Source organism: Sneathiella sp. D3-11, from assembly GCF_055809395.1.
Genome location: NZ_CM147911.1, coordinates 2100078 through 2120444 on the forward strand (window position 1 = coordinate 2100078; position 20367 = coordinate 2120444).

Consider the following 20367-nt stretch of genomic DNA (forward strand, 5'->3'; position numbering starts at 1 on the left):
CCTTATTTCTATTTTACTTAACTTCAAACGTTGCATTTATGAAGATCAAGCCTTCCTAAATGCGGCAAACGCCGATGTGCAATGGGCGAGCCCAAGGCAGACACCGGCGTTTGTTGGGAGTGCGGTCTGTATGACAGATCCACGCATCTTAACTTTACTTACGAATACCAAGGCGCTTAATAGTTTCATGGTAACGTGTTTCTTCGACTTTCCGTAGGTAGTCGAGCAGACGACGACGGCGGCTGACCATTTTTAACAGTCCGCGGCGTGAATGCACATCGCCTTTATGTTCTTTGAAATGATCTGTAAGGTTGCCAATCCGTTCAGTCAAAATGGCAATCTGTACTTCAGGGGAGCCGGTGTCCCCTTCTTTTGTCGCATATTCCGTGATCAGTTCTGCTTTACGTTCTGCAGTGATCGACATCGGGTTCTCCTAGGTTTATAAATTAAAAATCCGGACAGGGTACATCCGGTCAGCCTCGATTTTCGCGATACCGATCGGGATGTTTCCGTCCATGGCACAGACAAAACCGTCTGCTTGATTTGGGGCCGCCACGTCATTACCGTGCCGCAAACGTATCGCCTGCGGTTCCGTTACGGCCAGAGCCGGGATGTCGTCCAGCGCGGTCGTAATTGGGAGCAAGCCCTCAAATTCTGCGGGACACTGCCACAGCTTTGCCAACTTATCCAGTGAAATCGCATCCATCTCTAAAAAAGGACCGACCCGGATACGGCGAAGGGCTGACAAATGGGCAACAGTTCCCAGCTTCACCGCTATGTCGCGAGCGAGAGAGCGGATATATGTGCCTTTTCCGCAGGTCACCTCAAAGATGGCGTGCTCGGTGTCAACGATCTCGATCAGGCTTAAGCTTTCGATACGGACTTCGCGTTCCGGCATATCAATGTCTTGTCCGGCACGGGCCAGTTTGTAGGCTCGCTCGCCATTTATTTTAATGGCGGAAAAAGCAGGGGGTACTGTCGGATCGTGCCGGTAAAAGAAGGCAGGATATTCAGAATATCCTCTCGGGTTGGGCGGATATCGGACGTGGCCTCGATTTCCCCTTCAATATCATCCGTATTGCGCTTTTCCCCCCAACGGGCGGTGAAACGATATTCCTTGCTGTCATCAGTGATATAGCTGACCGTTTTCGTCGCCTCGCCAAGTGCGATGGGGAGAATTCCGGTTGCAAAGGGGTCGAGCGTGCCCGCATGGCCCGCCTTTGCCGCATTCATGATCCGCTTGACACGGCCCACCACCTGCGCAGAGCTCAGGCCAGCATCCTTGTCAATGTTGAGCCATCCATGGATGGGGATACCGCGCCGCTTTCGTGCCATAGGATGCTATTTGGAATCTTCCGGTAGCCGGTTTTTGCGAATGAGATCGTCTATATGGCTGCCGTAGGCAAAGGAATCGTCCTTCTTGAAAACCAGCCGTGGGGTGAACTTCATGGTAAGATGTTTTCCCATCTCTCCCTGAATGACGCCTGACGTCCGATTAAGGCCGGCGATGACTGCTTCCTCGTTGACACCGCCAAGAGAGGTGACATAGACGGTAGCATTTCGCATGTCAGGACTCGGTTTCACTTCCGAGATCGTGACAGACGACCCCGCAACATCCGGATCATGAATCAAGTCCCGTGAGAGAATATCGGCAATGACATGGCGGAGCTCTTCGCCCACACGTAACTGCCGCTTGCTCGCAGTCCTTGGGCCTCGTTTTGTATGTGCCATGAGATTTCTCCCGCGAATCTACGCGATGTTGAGCAGGGGAGCCCTAAAGCTCCCGTGCCACCTCTTCGACCTCAAAGCATTCGATGAAGTCACCGACTTTCAGGTCATGGTAATTCTCGAACGCCATACCGCATTCCATGCCGGATTTCACCTCTTTGACTTCATCCTTGAAGCGCTTGAGAGTTGACAGTGTTCCTTCATGAATAACTACATCATCACGCAGCAATCGTACCTTCGCGCCGCGCTTGACGTTGCCTTCGGTAACCATACAGCCGCCGATTTTTCCGATCTTCGAAATATTGAAGACTTCGCGAATTTCCGCATAGCCGAGGAAGTTTTCCCGCAGGGTCGGGGCCAGCATGCCGGACAGCATCGCTCGCATATCGTCGATCACGTTGTAGATGACTGAGTAATACTGAATATCGATGCCCTGACTTTCAGCTTCATCTCTCGCCTGCTTGTTGGCACGGGTGTTAAAGGCGATAATAATTGCCCGTGACGCGGCCGCTAGGGCAACATCGGATTCAGTGATACCACCAACGCCGGAGAGAAGGACTTTTACCGCAACTTCATCGGTGCCAAGGTTTTCAAGGGCCGTGGTAATTGCTTCCGCCGAACCTTGAACGTCCGCCTTGATCACGACCGGCAGTTCATCCGCTGTGCCTTCCTGAATGGCGCTGAACATCTGCTCAATCGTGCCACGGGCGCTTGCTGTAACCTTCTTGTCCTTGTCCAGTTGCTGACGGTAGGTGGCAATTTCCTTCGCCTTACTTTCCGACTCTGTCACAACGAAATCATCGCCCGCTGTCGGCGTACCCTGAATACCCAGAACTTCGACCGGAACGGACGGTCCCGCTTCTTCAACGTTTTGACCGCGATGATCAAGAAGAGCGCGAACTTTGCCCATTGCCGGACCCATCACAAAGTAGTCACCGACATGGAGAGTTCCCCGGTTTACAAGAACGGTACCGACCATGCCGCGTCCCGTCTCGAGTTTTGCCTCGACAACCGTACCATGTGCGGACCGGTTGGGGTTGGCTTTAAGTTCCAGTACTTCGGCCTGCAGGAGGATTGCTTCCTGCAGCTTATCAAGCCCGGCGCCCGTTTTGGCGGAAACTTCCACGTCCAGAACGTCACCACCCATATCTTCGACGAAGATTTCATGCTGGAGCAGTTCCTGCCGCACTTTGTTCGGGTCTGCGGCCGGCTTGTCGCATTTGTTGATAGCGACGATAATCGGAACTTCCGCCGCCTTCGCATGTTTGATCGCCTCAATTGTCTGGGGCATTACGCTGTCATCTGCGGCAACGACCAGAATAACGATATCAGTGACCTGCGCGCCACGCATGCGCATTGCTGTAAAAGCTTCATGGCATGGTGTATCGAGGAAGGTGATGATCTCACCGGAGGCGAGCTTTACCTGATACGCACCAATGTGCTGTGTAATACCGCCCGCTTCGCCGGAGACAACGTCTGACTTGCGAAGGGCGTCCAGAAGGGAGGTTTTACCATGATCGACATGGCCCATGACGGCAACAACTGGCGCACGTGGCTGGAGGCTTTCAGCAGTGTCCTCCTCTTCACCGCCCAGGCCGATTTCCACGTCGGACGCGGCAATTCGGCGTGCTTTATGGCCGAGTTCTTCAACGACCAGCTCCGCCGTATCCGCATCGATGGTCTGATTGGCCGTCGCCATGATGCCAAGTTTCATCAATGCCTTGATAACATCGACAGAACGTTCGGTCATACGGTTGGCAAGTTCCTGCACGGAGATGACTTCCGGGATGGTAACTTCACGGAAAATTTTCTGTGGTGGCTCTGCATCTTGCTGCTGCTTTTTGCGGGCGCGCCGGATAGAGGCGAGGGACCGTTGTTTCGGCCCACGATCATCAAGCGCTTCCCCAATTGTCAGGCGGCCCGAGCGACGGCGCTGCTCATTCGGTTTGCGAGTAGGTGTGGGACGTTCTTCAGCACCGCGTATATTTTTCGTTGTTTTCTTGCGACCACCTGCGAGATCATTGCCTGGAGTGGAGTCACCTTCAACGGTCCGTTGATTGCGCGGCGGCGGTGCTTTCGCCTCGCGCCGAAGTTCTTCGTCTTTCGCAGTTGACTTGACCTTCTCACGATGGACGGCAACTTGCGCATTCTTTGTCGCGTTTGCTTCTTCTGACAGACGGCGCGCCTCTTCCTCTTCTGCACGGCGTCTTTCTTCAGGAGAGCGGCGTTTCTGTTTTACAGGCTCAGCTGGAGATTCTGCCTCTTTTGTGGCGTCATCGGCAGCTTTTGGTTCTTCTGCTGCTTTGCGTGCGTCCTCTGCGGCTTGCGCTTCTTCGCGGGCTTTTTGCTCCGCGGCATCACGCAAGGATTGCTCACGAGCGAGACCTAGCGCCGCTGCGCGTGCTGCCTTCTCGTCATTAGTCAGAATGACGGTTCCATCTTTGGAGCCACTGGATTTTGACGTTTCAGCTGGCTTTTTCTTGCTTGCCGCAGGCTTCGCGACATGGAGAGTCTTCTTTGCCGCCGGTGCAGCAGGGCTAGCTGTAGCTGGCTTCTGGCCGCCAAGACCCAGAGTGCTACGCTTTTTGCGCACTTCCACCTGTACCGTCTTGGAGCGCCCATGGGTAAAGCTCTGACGGACCTGACTATTGCCGCCAGCGGGTTTTTTCGCTTCTAACGGTTTATTCAGGCTAAGCGACTTACGCCCATCCTTGTCATTTGTCTCAGTCATTCTTACTCCGACACTTCGGTATTTAGGTTGCGTTGACCCCTGAACATTTTCAGCCGGGAGGCCGCCGTCAAAATCTTTTTCGTCAGGGCGCTATTTGTCAGGCAGGCATGGATTGCATTTTCCAAACCCAACGCCTGACTTAATTCGGCGCCGCTGAATATTTCTATCACTGGCAGCGGTCCAGCGATCCGCTTGAGCTTCTGCCGTCCGTCTTCGGCTCCATCGGCGGCGGCAATCAATAAGGTTGCCTTCCCCGATTTCAGCGCCCTCTCAACCTTGGCAAAGCCGACTGTCACCAAACCGCCTTTACGCCCAAGCCCTATCAGGGACAAACTTCGTTGTGCCAAAGACTGGTCAATTATCGCTACCAGGTCTTCCGACACAGTTACTGTTCGCTTCGCCGCTTTGCCAAACAGTCGTTTCTTAACTGCCAGCTCAACTGCTTTCGCATCGCAGCTTACCCAGATTCCGCGTCCAGGCAAGTTAAAGCCAATATCATGAACCAACTGACCATCAGGTGAGACCGCAAAGCGAAGTAGTGCGTCCTTTTCCTGTATTTGTCCAGTGGCTATACACCGGCGTTGCGGATCACTCAAGTCTACTTCTCCGCCAGCTGCCTCAATCGGCTGAATTTTCTTCCTCTGTTTCTTCTTCCGTCGCGGCATCTTCATCTTCGAACCAATGCGCGCGTGCCGCCATTACAACCTGATTGGCTTCATCTGCCGTCAGGCCGAATTCACGTAAAATTCCGTCTTCCGGGCTGATAAGTTCGTCGCCAGACAGATCCGCGAGATCGTCAAGTTCCTTAACGCCAGCTTCACCCAGAGCGACAATCATGGCAGGGGTCAGGAGCTGCAAATTCACGATGTCATCACTGACACCCATTTCCTGCCGCTTTTCTTCCAGCTCGGAATTAGTTTGCTCGACATATTCTCGCGCACGATTGCTCAACTCAACTGCGATTTCTTCATCGAAGCCTTCGATTTCGGCAATTTCGTTGACATCCACATACATGACGTCTTCAACAGAGGTAAACCCTTCCGAGGCCAATAGTTGGGCAATCGTCTCGTCCACATCAAGGGCGGCCATGAAGTTTTGTGTACGCTCAGTGAATTCAGCCTGACGTCGGTTGCTTTCCTCTTCCTCCGTCAGGATATCGATATCCCAGCCGGACAGTTGTGAGGCAAGCCGGACATTCTGTCCGCGCCGACCAATGGCGAGGGAGAGCTGGTCATCAGGAACAACAACCTCGATACGGTTTGCATCTTCATCAAGCACGACTTTGGCGACTTCTGCAGGCGCCAATGCATTGACAATGAAGCTTGCCTGATCGGGCGACCACTGAATGATATCAATCTTCTCGCCCTGCAACTCGTTGACTACTGCTTGCACGCGAGACCCGCGCATACCTACACAGGCACCAACTGGGTCAATGCTCGGGTCGCTGGAAAGAACGGCAATTTTCGCCCGGCTTCCCGGATCGCGGGCAACGGCCTTCACTTCGATAATGCCGTCATAAATTTCAGGCACTTCCTGACCGAACAGTTTCGACATAAACTGTGGATGACTGCGGGAGAGAAAAATCTGCGGTCCGCGAGGCTCTTGCCGCACGTCATAGATATAGGCACGAATACGGTCGCCCTGACGGAATGTTTCTCGCGGCAACATTTCATCGCGGCGGACCACGGCGTCAGCTTTGCCTAGATCAACCGTTACATTGCCATATTCAACACGTTTGACGATGCCGTTGACAACCTCGCCGACGCGATCCTTATACTCATGATACTGGCGTTCACGCTCCGCTTCACGGACCTTTTGAACGATCACCTGCTTTGCCGTCTGGGCAGCGATGCGACCAAAATCGATGGGTGGCAGCGGGTCGACCAGCAGATCGCCAACGACGGCGCCTTCTTTTTCCGGCTGGGCGTCGGCAACAGAAATCTGCGTCGCCTCATTCTCGACTTCCTCGGCGACTTCACGGATGCGGGCAAGACGAATTTCACCTGTTCCCCGATCAATATTGGCGCGAATGTCATTTTCATGCCCGTATTTAGCGCGCGCCGCTTTCTGGATAGCCTCTTCCATTGCTTCCAAAACGATATCCCGATCGATAACCTTTTCTCGGGCAACCGCATCGGCGACTTGCAATAATTCCAGGCGGTTTAAACTAGCTGCGTTTTCCATGACCAAATGTCCGTCCAAAAAACATGTTTACGATTTAATCACGACTTGTGCTCGCCGCGATCAGTTCGTCTGTCAAAATCAATTTTGCCTTCCTCACGTCAGAAAAAGGCAGCTCCAGTCGACTGGAGTCGTCCAGCTGCAGTATGACCATATCATTCTCTAGGCCCAACAGCTTCCCACGATATCGGCGCTGGCCGTCAACAGCCTGCTCCAATTCCACTTTTGCCTCAAACCCGGACCAGCGCTGAAAATCCTTGAGGCGCGTCAGCGGCCGATCAATTCCAGGAGAGGAAACTTCAAGATTATAGGCACCCGAAATGGGATCTTCCACATCTAACAGCGCCGATACCATCTGGCTGACTTCCGTGCAACCCTCAATGGTCATTGTCCCGTCTGGTTTTTCCGCCATAATCTGAAGCACTTTACTTTCGCTTCCCGTCAGGCGTACCCGCACCACTTCGTAGCCCATATCATTTAAAGGCGGCGTGATCAGATCTTCAATTTTCTCGATCGGGTTCAGGGTACTTCTCGCAGTTGTGACAAAACATAAAAAAACAGCGGACCAGAGGCCCACCGCTCAAATGCTCATCCTGACGGTGAGCGAACAGTATGTATACGCCTATAATAGCTGAGATGCTGGCAAAGCCAAGCTTTTTATTTGCGTTGGCCCCGCAGGAACTGGCCTATTGGCGGTGGAATCGATAGTAGACGGGCCGCAGCCCTTTTTCGACGGCCTTCATCTCATAGCGCGTTGGTGGCCAGTCGCTCCCGCGCTCACGCCAATCCTCAGGTTTTTCAGCTATCCATGTGAATTTTTCGGATCGCAGCATGTGCCAAAGGATCCATGCGCCGTAATCCTCATGATCAGTACCGATTCGAAGCTCCCCACCGGGTTTAATAACCCGGGCGAGGGATTCAATGTTTTCATTAGAGACGAATCGCCGTTTTTTATGCCCGCTTTTTGGCCAGGGGTCAGGGAAAAGAATAAACGCACGATCAATGCTTGCATCGGGCAGTTTTCCGATTACCAGTTCTGCCGCGTCGTTATGGAGCCGGACATTCTTCGCGTCATTTTCTTCCAGCTTGCCTAGAAGGGTTGCGACGCCATTGATATACGGTTCGCAACCGATAAAGCCGACATCGGGATTTTCCTTCGCCTGCCATGCCAGATGTTCCCCACTGCCAAAGCCAATCTCCAGCCAAAAGGCGCGGCAGGAATCGTCGAACAGGCAAGGGAGGTCAATCTGGCATGGCTCAAGCGAAATAGCCAGTTTTGGAAACCATGATTCGATCAGACGTTGCTGCCCCTTGCGAAGAGGCTTTCCCCGGCGACGGCCATACAGGATGCGCGCGCCGTCCTTCGTCTGCATGTCCGACATTGTCACAGCGTTAGGAAAGCGCAGATTTCAAACTGTCCACCAGATCGGTCTTTTCCCAAGAGAAGCCACCATCTGCTTCGGGCGCTCTGCCAAAATGGCCATAGGCGGCAGTCCGGGCATAGATCGGTTTGTTCAGGCCAAGATGCTCCCGAATGCCGCGCGGCGTCAGATCCATAACTTCCATCAGAGCCTTGGCGACTTTATTTTCGTCAACCTGACCTGTTCCGTAAAGATCAACATAGAGTGACAGCGGCTTGGATACGCCAATGGCGTAAGATACCTGGATGCAGCAGCGATCAGCAAGGCCAGCGGCTACGACGTTTTTGGCGAGATAACGAGACGCATAGGCGGCGGAGCGGTCGACTTTTGTTGGATCCTTACCTGAAAAAGCACCGCCGCCATGAGGCGCGGCACCGCCATATGTATCAACAATGATCTTACGGCCTGTCAAACCGGCGTCCCCGTCCGGGCCACCGATGACGAATTTTCCGGTTGGGTTGACGTAGAATTCATCTTCCGGACACATCCAGCCATCGGGTAGTACGTCGACGACGTATTTGCGAACAATTTCCCGCACGGCATCCGTGTCGAGGCCTTCATCATGTTGGGTGGAGACAACAACCGACGTTGCGCGGACGGGTTTTCCATCTTCATAGGCGAGAGTGACCTGACTTTTTGAATCCGGTCCCAAGCCTATTTCCGTGCCGCTGTGACGTGCATCCGCAAGTGCTTTCAGAATATTGTGGGAATAATAAATAGGCGCGGGCATCAGGACATCTGTCTCGTTCACCGCATAACCGAACATAATCCCCTGATCGCCGGCGCCTTCATCCTTATTGCCAGCGGCATCCACACCTTGAGCGATGTCCACTGACTGAGCATGCAGATACACATCGACGGACGCATTCTTCCAATGAAAGCCATCCTGTTCATAACCGATGTCCTTTACGGCGGCGCGAGCAGTTTCTTCAATAAGGGATTTCGTGATTTCAGCTGGGCCGCGAACCTCACCGGCAAGCACAATCTTGTTTGTTGTCGTCAGTGTTTCGCAGGCGACGCGGGAAAAGGGGTCCTGTGACAGATATAAATCGACAATACTGTCCGAAATCCGGTCACAAACCTTGTCAGGGTGCCCTTCCGATACCGATTCACTTGTGAAAAGAAAATTTTTGCTAGGCACGCGAACATCCTTTTGTTTTAGTCAATGGCGCTTTATGGAAGCCAAAGGGAACGGCGCCGACCACCCAATTTGAAAGTCTGCCGCACTCTAACAAAATCGAAGTTGCGGTCAAGAAAATCTGCGTTCCGGTCTAATTCGTCGACACAGAAGTGTCTTTATCTGCCTCATCAGCGGCCAATGCCTTGACGACATCAAAGACCCGTTTGCGAACGTCCAGATTATTAATTTTGTAGTAGGCACGGACAAGTTCCAAAGTCTCGCGTTTTCCGAGAAAATCATGTTCGAACTCGTCTGTTGGTTCCTGTATGCCTGAGGTTTGTAGGGTGCTTCCTGACGGCATTTCCTCAAAAAAGAAGGCGGGCTTTACATCAAGAATACGACTGAGCTCAAACAGACGGCTTGCGCCGATACGATTGGCGCCGCGTTCGTATTTTTGTATTTGTTGGAACGTCAAGCCCAGCTTTTCTCCCAGCTTTTGTTGGCTAAGACCAAGTAATGTCCGACGCATTCGGAGTCGGCTACCTACATGCGCATCCACCGGATGATTTGACATCTATATCCCTCATACTATCTGGCGGTTTGAAAATAACCATACGTGCTAACAGTTCGCACTTCTAAACCTTCAAGTTGTTTTTAATCAGTATCGCCAAAGAAATTTCTAGTCAAGAAGACAAGCGTGCGTTTTTCGAAGGTCGGCGGCGAAGACCGATCCCAATTCCAGTAAAGGCGATCACCAGTGCAACCGGGATTGCCTCACCGTAGTGCGCATACAATGTCCGTTCCGGTATCGGTAGAGGCAAATCTCCGTCAATAAAACCTGTTTCATTGAGGGCGAGTTCTTCTGGTACACGGCCATACGGATCAATGATTGCCGAAATGCCCGTATTTGCGGCTCGCACTACTGCGACACCCTGCTCAACCGCGCGGGTCCGGGTCATGGCAAAATGCTGGTAAGGGCCCGATGTCGTGCCAAACCATCCATCATTAGTAATATTGAGGATCCAGGAAAAGGGGGTGTCGGGATCTACCTCCCACGGGAAGACAATTTCGTAACATATCAGAGCCCGCGCAGGCGGTAGGCCGGGAATATTGATCACTTTTTTTGCGGAACTATCCGGCGTGGCAAAATCAGACATCTGATCGAGTGCGGGAATGATTTCAGAAAGGCCAGTCGCCGCCATAAGTGAGCGGAGCGGCATGTATTCACCATAAGGTACCAGATGCTGCTTGTCATAAATATCCAGTATCTCGCCAGTCTCGCCGAGAACCTGCAGGCTGTTCCAGTATTGTCGAACAACGGGGTCACGACGTGGGGCACCGGTTGCAATGGCGCCGCCCGGCGGGATAATTTGCGCCAGTTCTTTTTGTAACGGCTTCGTCGTCGTTAGATAATACGGCACCGCCGTTTCTGGCCAGATAAAGTAACGGGGTAGACTGGTTCCATCATCGGTCAGGCTGAGCGCTACAATCTTGCGCAAATGCTCCAGAAGAAGATTATGCTTCCATTTATCCTTTTGTGGAATATTTGGCTGGACGATGCGCAAAGTTGCATTCTCGAAAGTTTTCACGGCTGTGGCCGGGATGCGGGCTATACCGATACCGTAGAAAATTGCAAAAAGCCCGGCGGTGATAGCGAGTGAAAGAGAAGCCGTCCTTCGCGATGTTTCGGCTTCTCCAAAAAGCGCGGGCAGGGAGCTCAGAAAAACCGTCAGCAGGGTCAGGCCGTACACCCCCATAAATGCAGTTGTTTGCAGAACCGGGAGAATACCGCTCCAGCTATAGCCAATCGTGTTCCAGGCGAAGCCGGTGAAAATTACCCCGCGGACATACTCAAACGCGATCCAGGCTGCGCTGAGAATAAAAACCCTCGCAAGCGATCTTGCCCCGGACATATGGGTTACAAGCGTGGCGCAGCCAGAGAAAATGGCAAGAATTGCGGGAAGCACCAGAACGGGCAAAGGCATCAACAATGCATGTGTCTTTGCGTCCACTGTGAAGGCGACGCCGATCCAATATAGCCCGGCAATGAACTGCCCCCAACCAAACCACCACCCCGCAAGGAAAGCCTGCCGCCGCGTAGTTGCAGTACTGAGTATCCAGAGAAGGCCGGTAAAGCTGACCGGGAGCAAGAAGACAAGATTAAGTGGCGGCAACGCCGCGGCAATAAGGGCACCCAGTATAAAGGCAAGAAGATACTTCTTAATCTGGGACAAGTTTGAAACCCAAGTATTCAGGGCCGTCATTCAGCAAGTTCCGAATCCGGTGCGCGTCGCCGAATTCTAACCTTTTTGACTTTTCTGGGGTCCGCATCGATGATTTCAAAATCCAAGCCGCCGGAATGGGAGATGATTTCCCCGCGCGCTGGAATCTGACCGGCAAGCTGAAAGACCAGGCCGCCAACCGTATCTACTTCATCGTCTTCCTCTTCGGGAAGTAGGTCCATTTCCACGAGCGCTTCAAGTTCCTCAATGGATGCCCGCGCATCGGCTTCAAGCATGCCATTCGCGCCGACGACGATCAGTGGACCTTCCTGCTCGTCATGCTCGTCCTCGATGTCACCGACAATTTCCTCGACCAGATCCTCGATCGTAACCAGCCCGTCAATACCACCATATTCATCGACGACGGCCGCCATGTGAATATGTGTCGCGCGCATTTTAAGCAGGAGGTCAGGAACAGTCATTGATGGCGGCACGAATAGAATTTCGCGTCGGAAGTTCAACCAATCACCCCCGTCTTTCTTGCTCCAGAAGTTGATCAGGTCCTTGATGTGGAACATGCCGGTCACATTATCCAGTGTCTCGCTGTAAACGGGCATGCGCGAATGGCTTGTTTCCTTGAACCGCTCTACCACCTCATGCAGTGTCGAATTAGCATCGATCGCCTCTATGTCGGCGCGTGGGACCAACACATCACTTATGCTGAGTTCACTGAAACTCAGGATATTGGTCAGCATCAATTTCTCGGTGGCGTTAATGGATTGTTCCGGATCGTTATGCTCTTCGATCAATTCCTCAAGCGTTGAGCGGACGCTTCGATCCGATTGCTGCCCGATTCCGAGAACCCGCTTTAGCATATGTAGGACACCATTCGAGGATTTTGGTATTGTCGGATCTTCCGGCGTTTCGGGAAGGCTCTCGCTCGACACATTTTCGGTCATTTTCGGTCAGGGGTCTCCTGTCGCGGTTAATCTGAAAGCTCGTAGGGGTTGGCAATATTTAAAGTTTGCAAGATCATGATTTCAAGATTTTCCATCTTCTCGGCTTCATTTTCTTCCATATGATCAAAACCGGCAAGATGTAAAACGCCATGTACCAGCAAATGTGTCAAATGATCGCGGACGCTTTTGTTCTGCTCGGTTGCTTCGCGGATCAATGTTTCCCGCGCCATGACAATATCACCGAGCAATAGCGGCTCTTTCATCTGCGCGGCACTTGCAAGTTCTGACTGGTCAAGCGGGGCATCCGGAAAGGAAAGAACATTTGTTGGTTTATTCTTATCACGGTGATTCCGATTCAAGGTATGAACTTCTGCGTCATCTGTGAAAACAAGGCTGATCTCTACCGCTGGCTTTGGGGCATCGGTAAGGGGTGTGAGTTTAAACTCCTTGCTGACAACGCCAAGAGTCGCTCGGACGGCTTCTGTCGTCAGGCTGTTGATATCCGCAACATTTTCTTGCCAAGCGGAGTCGTTAATGGATATGGCAAGATCGATGGTAAAGGGAAGATTATCCATCAGAGCATCATGATTTTCGGGCCTTCAATGCCAGTTGCTTTTCCCGGTCATGTTCCCCATAGGCGCGAACGATACGGGTGACTAGCGGATGTCGGACAACGTCAGATTCACCAAAATTAATGAAATCGACCCCTTTAACGCCCTTTAAAATATCAACCGCTTCATGCAATCCAGAACGCATCCCGAGTGGTAGGTCAACTTGGCTCAAGTCTCCGGTGACTGCCATGCGGGAATTTTCGCCCATGCGGGTGAGTAGCATTTTCATCTGCACCGGCGTTGTATTCTGTGCTTCATCAAGGATAATTGCCGCATTGGAAAGTGTCCGACCGCGCATAAAGGCGAGCGCGGCTACCTCGATTTCCCCATTTTCAAGGCGTTTGACAACTTCCTCCGCGGGCAGCATGTCATAGAGCGCGTCGTAAAGTGGTCGTAGATAGGGGTCGATCTTGTCGCGCATATCGCCGGGGAGGAAACCGAGCTTTTCGCCAGCTTCCACTGCCGGCCGGGCCAGAATAAGCCGATCGACCTTATTCTCAATCAGCATGGCAACAGCATTTGCAACGGCAAGATAGGTTTTACCCGTACCGGCGGGCCCGAGGCCGAAAACCAGTTCATGGGTGCGCAAGGAATTTACATAAACGCCCTGATTGGTCGAGCGGGGCGTGATCCGCCGACGTTTGGTAACGATCAAACCATTCTCTCCGGAAACAGATCCGCGGCTCCCGTCTTCTGCTGGCGCATCGCTTGCCATGCGAATAGCGCCGTCGACCTCGCCTTCGGTGACATCCATCCCTTTTTTCAGGCGCTCATAAAGATCCTGCAGAACGGTTTTAGCTGCGGCCTTTGCCGTGTTGCTACCAGAAACGGCCATCTTATTGCCACGAGAAACAACAGAAACATCAAGCCCTTGTTCGATCCGTGCGAGATAGCGGTCATGCTCTCCGACGAGTTGGGCGAGTAGGTGATTGTCGTCAAATTCAAGAATAGTCGCGGTGTTCTTATCCGGATTGGATTTCGAGGTTTTGGAGCTGGATTGATTTTTTGCCACGTTTGTTCCTATGCCGCGTCTGCGACACTACCGGGTTTCAATTCGCCACGTAGAGAGTTTGCATTTCCCTCTTGTACAATGACAGTTGCAATGCGCCCTATTCGATGAGGGGGCGAGGGAATGAAGACGGACTGCATATAGGGGCTGCGGCCAACTAGCTGCCCTTCACGTTTTCCTTCCCGCTCCAGCAGGACATCAATTTCCTTGCCGACAAAAGTCTGGTTATAGGCAAGCTGTTGTTCATTCAAAAGAGTTTGTAGCTGCGCAAGTCGTTCGGATTTTACCGCCTCATCAATCATGTCGCCATCCAGTGCGGCTGCGGGAGTTCCGGGGCGCGGGCTGTATTTGAAACTATAGGCCTGCGCGTATTTGACGTCACGCACTAGCTGGAGGGTATCTTCAAATTCTTGATCCGTCTCACCCGGAAAACCGACGATGAAGTCGCCTGACAGAGCGAGGTCCGGCTTATAGTGTCGGAGCTTGTCAATAATACGCCGGTATTCATCCGCCGTATGGCGCCGGTTCATAGCCGCGAGAATTCGATCAGATCCTGCCTGAACAGGCAGGTGAAGATACGGCATCAGGATATCTACATCCCGGTGGGCCTGACAGAGATCCTCGGTCATCTCCAGTGGGTGCGACGTCGTATAGCGCAATCGGTCAAGCCCATCAATTTCCGCCAGTTCATAAATCAGACGCGCGAGACTGGCCGGTTTTCCATCTGCTCCGTCACCGTGATAAGCGTTTACATTCTGTCCGAGCAGGGTAATTTCCCTAGTTCCTCCGGCGACCATGCGCTTTGCTTCGTCAAGAATGGCGGCGACCGGGCGAGAAAATTCGGCACCACGTGTATAGGGAACGACACAAAAGGCGCAGAATTTATCGCAGCCTTCCTGAACGGTGAGAAAAGCGCTCAGGTTCTTGTCGATTGCCTCATCGGGTAGGTAATCAAATTTGGGTTCAACGGGAAACTCCGTCTCCAATATATGGCCGACGCCACGGGTTGCCTGAGCCACCATTTCCGGAAGCTGATGATAGGACTGTGGCCCGAACACCATATCCACATAGGGCGCCCGTTTCATGATCTCCGCTCCTTCGGCCTGCGCGACGCATCCGGCAACGGCGATAATCATGTCGCCTTCCTCGCGGGATTTTTTATCGGCGCGCATATTGCGCAGGCGCCCCAGCTCGGAAAATGTCTTCTCCGATGCCTTTTCGCGAATGTGACAGGTATTGAGAATTGCCATATCCGCATCTGCGGGTTTGTCTGTCAGGGAGTAGCCAAGGGGGCCCATCAAGTCTGCCATGCGGGCTGAATCATAGACATTCATCTGGCAGCCATATGTCGAGATATAAAGTTTTTTATTCACGCGTCCTAGTCAACCTCACCGGTACAGAAGGTCTTATCCATCAATCTGTAAAACCGTTCTTTATCATGGGTAAATTAGCAATTATATGACAAATAGAGAAGCGGGGCCTGTAATTCACGGGAAAAATCGCCAAATGCGCATTTTTCCTGAAATTACGGAACATTAAGGCTCTTCTCTTCCGGTTAATGCACGGCTAAGGCTTTTCGCGATGGTCAATTGACAATCACTTGCCATTGTTTTCCGAGAATCATAGTCATCAATTGTCACCGGCGGATGAAACCGCAGCTCCGCCGTAATAGTGCCCCGCTTAAGAAACTCCCATACATGGCTGAGCAGTTCTTCATCCCCGACCCAGGCAACAATCCTCATCGTGCCCCGTGTCAGCGGAATGTCATTTAACCGGCTGTAGGCAACGGTGACAGGCTGCACGAGAAGATGGCCGCCGTTAATCTCCCGTTCCGCTAGGCCGAAATACGCACTTTTGAAATTCTGGATAATGATCCCGTTTGACGATGTGCCTTCCGGGAACAGGAACAGGTTGTCACCATTTTCAAGATGTTCCTGCATTTCACCCTTATGGCCCTTGATCGCAGGGCGAGTACGTTCGATAAAGATTGTCTGCTGTAATTTGGAGATCGCCCCGACAAGCGGATATTTTTCCACCTCTTTCTTGGCGACAAAGCTGCCCGGGAGAACCTTCCCGACCACCGGAATATCGAGCCATGAGATGTGGTTGAGCACGAACAATGTCGGGTCTCCATGCTCAATCTTGCCTGAGACTACAACCTTCACTCGCAGCAGCCAGCAAATCCCCGCATGGAAAATTTGCGGAATACGGTATCGGTATTGTTTGAAGAACAGCAGAACCATTATCTGGGCGGGGACCAGAACCGCCGCCCATAGAAGAACGGCCAGCACAGTAAGAATTGGGCGGATGTTACTCATATGCGTGGATGCATGGTACCATTAATTGAATTTCTTGCTATGGATTGTCTGCTTGATGTTGACGACTGATTCTTCGGGCGAGACCTTTGTCATCTTCGATTTTAACAGAGGCTTTCCGTAAAGCTCGAGCCGATGATCTATCAACTCGAAACCAAGCTCCTTTGCAATTTTCTTCTGCAGTTCTTCAATCTGTTCACTCGTAAATTCAATCACCTGTCCTGTTTGTACATTGATCAGATGATCATGATGATCTTCGGAGACTTCCTCATAGCGAGCCCGACCGTCGCCGAAGTCGTGACGCTCAAGAATCCCGTTTTCCTCAAACATACGAACCGTGCGATAAACAGTGGATATGCTGATGGTGTCATCAAGCTCCGAGGCCCGTTTATAAACCAACTCAACATCAGGATGGTCTTGTGATTCCGAAAGAACACGCGCAATTACGCGGCGTTGTTCCGTCATGCGCAGGCCTTTTTCAAGGCAGACTTGTTCCAAACGAGTTGGCATATGAACCTCTGTTAACATTCAACGACCACTGACTTGCTGTCAGCAGTCCTGATTTTATACAATTTATTTTTTAGGGCCAGCGAAAGTGGATATTACTTGCTCTTTGCTTTCTTGCGGCGGGTTCCAAGACCAATTTTTTTCGCAAGATTACGGCGCTGCTCGGCATAATTGGGGGCAACCATTGGGTAGTCGGACGGTAGGCCCCAACGCTCCCGATATTCATCCGGGGTCATGTCGTAAGACGTTTTGAGGTGCCGTTTGAGCATTTTCAGCTTTTTACCGTCTTCCAGGCAAATGATGTAATCCGGATTAACGGATTTACGGATGGCGACAACCGGCTCTGGTTTGTCTTCTTCTTCAGCTGCTTCACCAATGGTTGAAAGAGTCTTATATACATCACTAATCAGTGAAGAAATTTCTCCAGTACTGACAGGATTGCGAGACAAATGCGAGGTAACGATATCCGTCGTCAGAGCAAGAAGCTCCAGCTTTTCTATTTTTTCGGACATTAATAGTATCCCTCCCTCAATATCGGATGACTTAAAGTGTATAATCAATATAAGTGAAAGAACGAAATATTAAATAGAATAAAGAAAAAAATATTTTAAGCTAACATTTATTCCGATTTTCTGTTTGTTGCGATTAGTGGGTTAAATAATTCTTTTCATTATAATGGCATCTTCCGGATTCCCGTTTCGGTTGTAATAATTTTTTCGACGGCCGATTTCTTCAAATCTTCCCGTAGTATAAAGACGTATGGCTGTGAAATTTTGTGAACCTACTTCGAGAAACACAAACCTAACACCCGTGTCTTTTAATTTCTCAATACCTGCGGCAAGAAGTTGTGCGGCAAATCCCTTCCCGCGAAATTCCGGTAAGGTACCAAGAGTCAGTATCTCCGCTTCATCCGAGACAATCCGGTAAAGTGAAAGGCCCACAGGTTCTTGGTCGCTACTTAATATCTGCAGTAGAGTGCCCGGAATGCTAAGCGCGGAGGTAAACTCGACTTCACTCCAGCTTGCCATGAAGCAACGGGCATGCATTGCCGTTACGAGGGGTACGGCAGATGCGTCGGTGAAGAAGTTGTTGGATATTCTGTCTTTTTGCATGGCCCGTCTCGATCAGTTCGCTACCGGGTCTTTGCCGCCCGGTAACTTTGCGTCCGGTGCCCGAAGATAGAGCGGGGCAGGAGGCGGCGCATATGGGGCCGGTAATCCGCGCACGGCGGCAAGACGGACAAGATCAACAGCGTCCGGGTCGTCGGGTAAGTTCAGGATTTTGTATGCTTCAGCATCAAATCCCGGCATGTTTTCCAGAAGGCGCGCGCCCGAACCAACAAGCACAGCGGTCTCTATATCAAGAGATGCCAACGCCTGTTCTGTCTTGATTGCGGCGGGCGCATCTATCGGAGAAATTTCCTCATCCTTTTGCAGACGATTGAATGCCTGAATATAAACTTCTCCGCGTCGGGCATCGGCGGTGGCGATTATCGCGCGGCCCTTTGTTGCTAAAACGGGTACAGCGGCGGCAAGTGCTTCAAGTGTGGTAATACCGATAACCGGCTTTTTCGCGGCAACAGCTATTCCGCGCGCGGCGGCGAGGCCGATCCGCAGCCCTGTAAAAGTACCGGGACCGACAGTGACAGCAATCAGATCAAGGTCTTTATATATCATTGCTGCTGACTTCATTTGGGCCTCTATCATCGGTAGCAGGGCTTCCGCATGTCCGCGCCGGCGGTTCTCATGATCATGGGCAAGGATATTGTTTCCGTCGGCTACGGCAACAGAACAGGCATTCAGGGCTGTATCAAATGCCAGTATCTTCATTATATTGCCTTCCGTAATCTAGCCATGTAGGGTCACCGTGAGGCGAGAGTGTTACGCTCAATGCCGCGTGATTTCAAGCCAGCAGGTTCAAGATGCCCTTAAATGAGAGTTTAGTTGAAATAACCGCCGAAGACTTCAATGTTGATCTGGATCTGCGCTATGCTTCAACGAATAATTTCACCGGCAGGGCGATATATAGCAGAGGAGCCTGTTTCCTGAACTTAGAGGCGGGAGAGAATTTGCGCCGCGCGGTGGATCTGGCGGCGGATATCGGCTTGCGTTTTAAGCTCTTTGACGGTTTTCGCCCGACAGAGGCGGTACAAGCGCTCTGGGACCATACACCGAACCCGAATTTTCTTTCCGCCCCGAGCAGTGGTTCTCCGCATTCGAGAGGGGCGGCAATTGATCTCACCCTGATTGACGGCGCCGGGCAGGAACTTGAGATGGGAACGGGGTTTGATGCGATGACGCCCACCTCCTATCATGGCGCACGCGACATTTCAGCAGAGGCGCAGCGGAACCGGGCCATATTGCTGGGTATTATGTCGGCTGCGGGCTGGGATTTTTATCGAAATGAATGGTGGCATTACCAATTGTTTAGACCCCGCCGATACCCTACCCTCTCAGACAAGGCAGCCGGCACCCGGATGATGGACAGCGCCAGCCATTCAGAGGCGGGCTAGAGAGAGTTATGAGACAGACAGAAAAAGCAACAACACGCACCTTAAGGGCCATCTTAATGGCCATCGCCTTTCTGGGCATGAGCAGTCTTGCACAAGCCGCTGACTGGGCCAGTGTGATCATGTATCACCGTTTCGGGGAAGATCAATATACGTCGACCAACATCCGCGTTGAACAGTTCAAGGAACATATTCTGGAACTGCAAAATGGAGAGTATACCGTTTTACCGCTTAACGAGATTGTCGACCGCCTTGAAAAAGGTGAGGACCTTCCCGATCGCACCGTTGCGCTGACCATCGATGATGCCTATGCCTCGGTCTATAATGTTGCCTGGCCAATACTGCGGGAAGCAAAACTTCCGTTTACGATATTTGTTGCTGTCGAAGGTGTGGACAAGAATCTTCCAGGTTATATGAACTGGGATCAGGTCCGGGAACTCCGCGATGCGGGCGTCCATATCGGTCATCACACCTATTCGCATACTCATTTGCCGCTTCTGAGTCAGGATGAAATTGAAGCTGACATTAACCTCGCAAGTGAACGGTATGAAGCGGAACTGGGCTTTGTTCCCGCAATATTTGCCTATCCCTATGGTGAATATGGCAACGACGTAAAAACAATTATTCGCAAACTTGGCTTCAAGGCCGCGTTCGGTCAGCAATCGGGTGTTTCTTATTCCGGTCACGACCGTCTTGAACTTCCGCGCTTTGCAATGAGTGAGAATTATGGCGGCATTGGACGCTTTCGTTTGGCGGCGAATGCGTTGCCGCTTCGGGTCACGGACGTGACACCGTCTGATAACGTCCTGAAACGTAATCCGCCCAATTTTGGATTTACCATTGCCGAAGATTACGGCAACCTCAATGGTCTTTCCTGTTTTTCATCTAATCAGACCGGAGGTGCAGTGCCAATTGAGAAAATCGGCGACGCACGGATTGAGATACGGCTCGCCTCGGCCTTCAAACCGGGACGCGGCCGCATAAACTGTACTCTTCTTGGTCCGGACCGGCGCTGGCGCTGGTTTGGCTCACTATTCTACATCCCGAAATAATA

The 20367-nt window shown here is 51.9% G+C and carries 22 protein-coding genes and 1 pseudogene; 2 read left to right on the top strand and 21 right to left on the bottom strand.

The genetic code is table 11. The features are described from left to right. Positions 1-154: 154 nt before the first annotated feature. From rpsO to tsaB, 21 genes and pseudogenes are all read right to left on the bottom strand, one after another. Positions 155-424 carry a 30S ribosomal protein S15 gene (rpsO, locus tag AC0L73_RS10695; protein WP_473653728.1) on the bottom strand — a complete coding sequence of 90 codons (270 nt, stop codon included), beginning with the start codon at positions 422-424 and terminating at the stop codon, positions 155-157. Positions 425-439: 15 nt separating this feature from the next. After that, on the bottom strand, positions 440-823 hold the full coding sequence (locus AC0L73_RS10700) for a tRNA pseudouridine(55) synthase TruB (RefSeq protein ID WP_473655442.1): 384 nt from the start codon (positions 821-823) through the stop codon (positions 440-442). A gap of 33 nt (positions 824-856) precedes the next feature. Continuing rightward, positions 857-1335 (bottom strand): annotated as a pseudogene (gene truB, locus AC0L73_RS10705) (tRNA pseudouridine(55) synthase TruB); the annotation flags it as partial. A gap of 6 nt (positions 1336-1341) precedes the next feature. Continuing rightward, the gene (gene rbfA / locus AC0L73_RS10710; protein ID WP_227948230.1) at positions 1342-1731 is read right to left on the bottom strand and encodes a 30S ribosome-binding factor RbfA; all 390 of its coding nucleotides are present in this window, start codon (positions 1729-1731) and stop codon (positions 1342-1344) included. 43 nt (positions 1732-1774) lie between these two features. Further along, positions 1775-4459, bottom strand: a complete 2685-nt coding sequence (gene infB, locus AC0L73_RS10715) for a translation initiation factor IF-2 (RefSeq protein ID WP_473653729.1) — start codon at positions 4457-4459, stop codon at positions 1775-1777. A 2-nt stretch (positions 4460-4461) separates the two neighbouring features. Beyond that, positions 4462-5124, bottom strand: a complete 663-nt coding sequence (locus AC0L73_RS10720) for an RNA-binding protein (protein ID WP_473653730.1) — start codon at positions 5122-5124, stop codon at positions 4462-4464. Next, positions 5078-6643 (bottom strand): transcription termination factor NusA, encoded by a 1566-nt coding sequence (nusA, locus tag AC0L73_RS10725; RefSeq protein WP_227948228.1) that lies wholly within the window; start codon positions 6641-6643, stop codon positions 5078-5080. Before nusA ends, AC0L73_RS10720 begins: the two co-directional genes overlap by 47 nt. Before the next feature lie 34 nt (positions 6644-6677). Next, the gene (rimP, locus tag AC0L73_RS10730; protein ID WP_227948227.1) at positions 6678-7217 is read right to left on the bottom strand and encodes a ribosome maturation factor RimP; all 540 of its coding nucleotides are present in this window, start codon (positions 7215-7217) and stop codon (positions 6678-6680) included. A 109-nt stretch (positions 7218-7326) separates the two neighbouring features. Further along, on the bottom strand, positions 7327-8022 hold the full coding sequence (gene trmB, locus AC0L73_RS10735; protein ID WP_227948226.1) for a tRNA (guanine(46)-N(7))-methyltransferase TrmB: 696 nt from the start codon (positions 8020-8022) through the stop codon (positions 7327-7329). 10 nt (positions 8023-8032) lie between these two features. Then, entirely contained in the window at positions 8033-9202 is a 1170-nt protein-coding gene (metK, locus tag AC0L73_RS10740; RefSeq protein WP_227948225.1) for a methionine adenosyltransferase, read from the bottom strand. Between the two features lie 130 nt (positions 9203-9332). Further along, on the bottom strand, positions 9333-9755 hold the full coding sequence (locus tag AC0L73_RS10745; RefSeq protein WP_227948224.1) for a helix-turn-helix domain-containing protein: 423 nt from the start codon (positions 9753-9755) through the stop codon (positions 9333-9335). 109 nt (positions 9756-9864) lie between these two features. Further along, complete coding sequence (gene lnt, locus AC0L73_RS10750) at positions 9865-11445, bottom strand: apolipoprotein N-acyltransferase (protein WP_227948223.1); 1581 nt, start codon at positions 11443-11445, stop codon at positions 9865-9867. Next, positions 11442-12362 carry a hemolysin family protein gene (locus AC0L73_RS10755; RefSeq protein WP_227948222.1) on the bottom strand — a complete coding sequence of 307 codons (921 nt, stop codon included), beginning with the start codon at positions 12360-12362 and terminating at the stop codon, positions 11442-11444. Before AC0L73_RS10755 ends, lnt begins: the two co-directional genes overlap by 4 nt. Positions 12363-12388: 26 nt before the next feature. Further along, positions 12389-12937 carry an rRNA maturation RNase YbeY gene (ybeY, locus tag AC0L73_RS10760; protein WP_473653731.1) on the bottom strand — a complete coding sequence of 183 codons (549 nt, stop codon included), beginning with the start codon at positions 12935-12937 and terminating at the stop codon, positions 12389-12391. 7 nt (positions 12938-12944) lie between these two features. Then, the gene (locus AC0L73_RS10765; protein WP_227948220.1) at positions 12945-13985 is read right to left on the bottom strand and encodes a PhoH family protein; all 1041 of its coding nucleotides are present in this window, start codon (positions 13983-13985) and stop codon (positions 12945-12947) included. Positions 13986-13993: 8 nt separating this feature from the next. Then, positions 13994-15355, bottom strand: a complete 1362-nt coding sequence (gene miaB, locus AC0L73_RS10770) for a tRNA (N6-isopentenyl adenosine(37)-C2)-methylthiotransferase MiaB (RefSeq protein ID WP_473653732.1) — start codon at positions 15353-15355, stop codon at positions 13994-13996. A gap of 162 nt (positions 15356-15517) precedes the next feature. Next, positions 15518-16300, bottom strand: a complete 783-nt coding sequence (locus tag AC0L73_RS10775; protein WP_473653733.1) for a lysophospholipid acyltransferase family protein — start codon at positions 16298-16300, stop codon at positions 15518-15520. 21 nt (positions 16301-16321) lie between these two features. Then, positions 16322-16807 (bottom strand): Fur family transcriptional regulator, encoded by a 486-nt coding sequence (locus tag AC0L73_RS10780; protein ID WP_227948217.1) that lies wholly within the window; start codon positions 16805-16807, stop codon positions 16322-16324. Positions 16808-16899: 92 nt separating this feature from the next. Then, positions 16900-17316: a Ros/MucR family transcriptional regulator gene (locus tag AC0L73_RS10785; protein WP_227948216.1), complete on the bottom strand. Its 417-nt coding sequence runs from the start codon at positions 17314-17316 to the stop codon at positions 16900-16902. Positions 17317-17457: 141 nt separating this feature from the next. Further along, a complete protein-coding gene (rimI, locus tag AC0L73_RS10790; RefSeq protein WP_227948215.1) occupies positions 17458-17916 on the bottom strand; it encodes a ribosomal protein S18-alanine N-acetyltransferase in 459 nt (152 codons plus the stop codon). 12 nt (positions 17917-17928) lie between these two features. Further along, the gene (gene tsaB / locus AC0L73_RS10795) at positions 17929-18633 is read right to left on the bottom strand and encodes a tRNA (adenosine(37)-N6)-threonylcarbamoyltransferase complex dimerization subunit type 1 TsaB (RefSeq protein WP_227948214.1); all 705 of its coding nucleotides are present in this window, start codon (positions 18631-18633) and stop codon (positions 17929-17931) included. A gap of 92 nt (positions 18634-18725) precedes the next feature. On the opposite strand from tsaB, the gene ddpX reads away from it, so the two are divergent. Both ddpX and AC0L73_RS10805 read left to right on the top strand, forming a co-directional pair. Continuing rightward, the gene (ddpX, locus tag AC0L73_RS10800; protein ID WP_227948213.1) at positions 18726-19316 is read left to right on the top strand and encodes a D-alanyl-D-alanine dipeptidase; all 591 of its coding nucleotides are present in this window, start codon (positions 18726-18728) and stop codon (positions 19314-19316) included. An 8-nt stretch (positions 19317-19324) separates the two neighbouring features. Beyond that, positions 19325-20365: a polysaccharide deacetylase family protein gene (locus AC0L73_RS10805; RefSeq protein WP_227948212.1), complete on the top strand. Its 1041-nt coding sequence runs from the start codon at positions 19325-19327 to the stop codon at positions 20363-20365. Positions 20366-20367 lie beyond the last annotated feature (2 nt).

What these genes read in the sequence shown, in the direction of transcription:
- AC0L73_RS10755 (WP_227948222.1), bottom strand. Translation starts at nt 12,362, where the DNA reads ATGACCGAAAATGTGTCGAGCGAGAGCCTTCCCGAAACGCCGGAAGAT.
- AC0L73_RS10720 (WP_473653730.1), bottom strand. Translation starts at nt 5,124, where the DNA reads ATGCCGCGACGGAAGAAGAAACAGAGGAAGAAAATTCAGCCGATTGAG.
- ybeY (WP_473653731.1), bottom strand. Translation starts at nt 12,937, where the DNA reads ATGGATAATCTTCCCTTTACCATCGATCTTGCCATATCCATTAACGAC.
- infB (WP_473653729.1), bottom strand. Translation starts at nt 4,459, where the DNA reads ATGACTGAGACAAATGACAAGGATGGGCGTAAGTCGCTTAGCCTGAAT.
- AC0L73_RS10780 (WP_227948217.1), bottom strand. Translation starts at nt 16,807, where the DNA reads ATGCCAACTCGTTTGGAACAAGTCTGCCTTGAAAAAGGCCTGCGCATG.
- AC0L73_RS10745 (WP_227948224.1), bottom strand. Translation starts at nt 9,755, where the DNA reads ATGTCAAATCATCCGGTGGATGCGCATGTAGGTAGCCGACTCCGAATG.
- trmB (WP_227948226.1), bottom strand. Translation starts at nt 8,022, where the DNA reads ATGTCGGACATGCAGACGAAGGACGGCGCGCGCATCCTGTATGGCCGT.
- ddpX (WP_227948213.1), top strand. Translation starts at nt 18,726, where the DNA reads ATGCCCTTAAATGAGAGTTTAGTTGAAATAACCGCCGAAGACTTCAAT.
- AC0L73_RS10805 (WP_227948212.1), top strand. Translation starts at nt 19,325, where the DNA reads ATGAGACAGACAGAAAAAGCAACAACACGCACCTTAAGGGCCATCTTA.
- lnt (WP_227948223.1), bottom strand. Translation starts at nt 11,445, where the DNA reads ATGACGGCCCTGAATACTTGGGTTTCAAACTTGTCCCAGATTAAGAAG.
- rbfA (WP_227948230.1), bottom strand. Translation starts at nt 1,731, where the DNA reads ATGGCACATACAAAACGAGGCCCAAGGACTGCGAGCAAGCGGCAGTTA.
- nusA (WP_227948228.1), bottom strand. Translation starts at nt 6,643, where the DNA reads ATGGAAAACGCAGCTAGTTTAAACCGCCTGGAATTATTGCAAGTCGCC.
- AC0L73_RS10785 (WP_227948216.1), bottom strand. Translation starts at nt 17,316, where the DNA reads ATGTCCGAAAAAATAGAAAAGCTGGAGCTTCTTGCTCTGACGACGGAT.
- AC0L73_RS10775 (WP_473653733.1), bottom strand. Translation starts at nt 16,300, where the DNA reads ATGAGTAACATCCGCCCAATTCTTACTGTGCTGGCCGTTCTTCTATGG.
- rimI (WP_227948215.1), bottom strand. Translation starts at nt 17,916, where the DNA reads ATGCAAAAAGACAGAATATCCAACAACTTCTTCACCGACGCATCTGCC.
- tsaB (WP_227948214.1), bottom strand. Translation starts at nt 18,633, where the DNA reads ATGAAGATACTGGCATTTGATACAGCCCTGAATGCCTGTTCTGTTGCC.
- rpsO (WP_473653728.1), bottom strand. Translation starts at nt 424, where the DNA reads ATGTCGATCACTGCAGAACGTAAAGCAGAACTGATCACGGAATATGCG.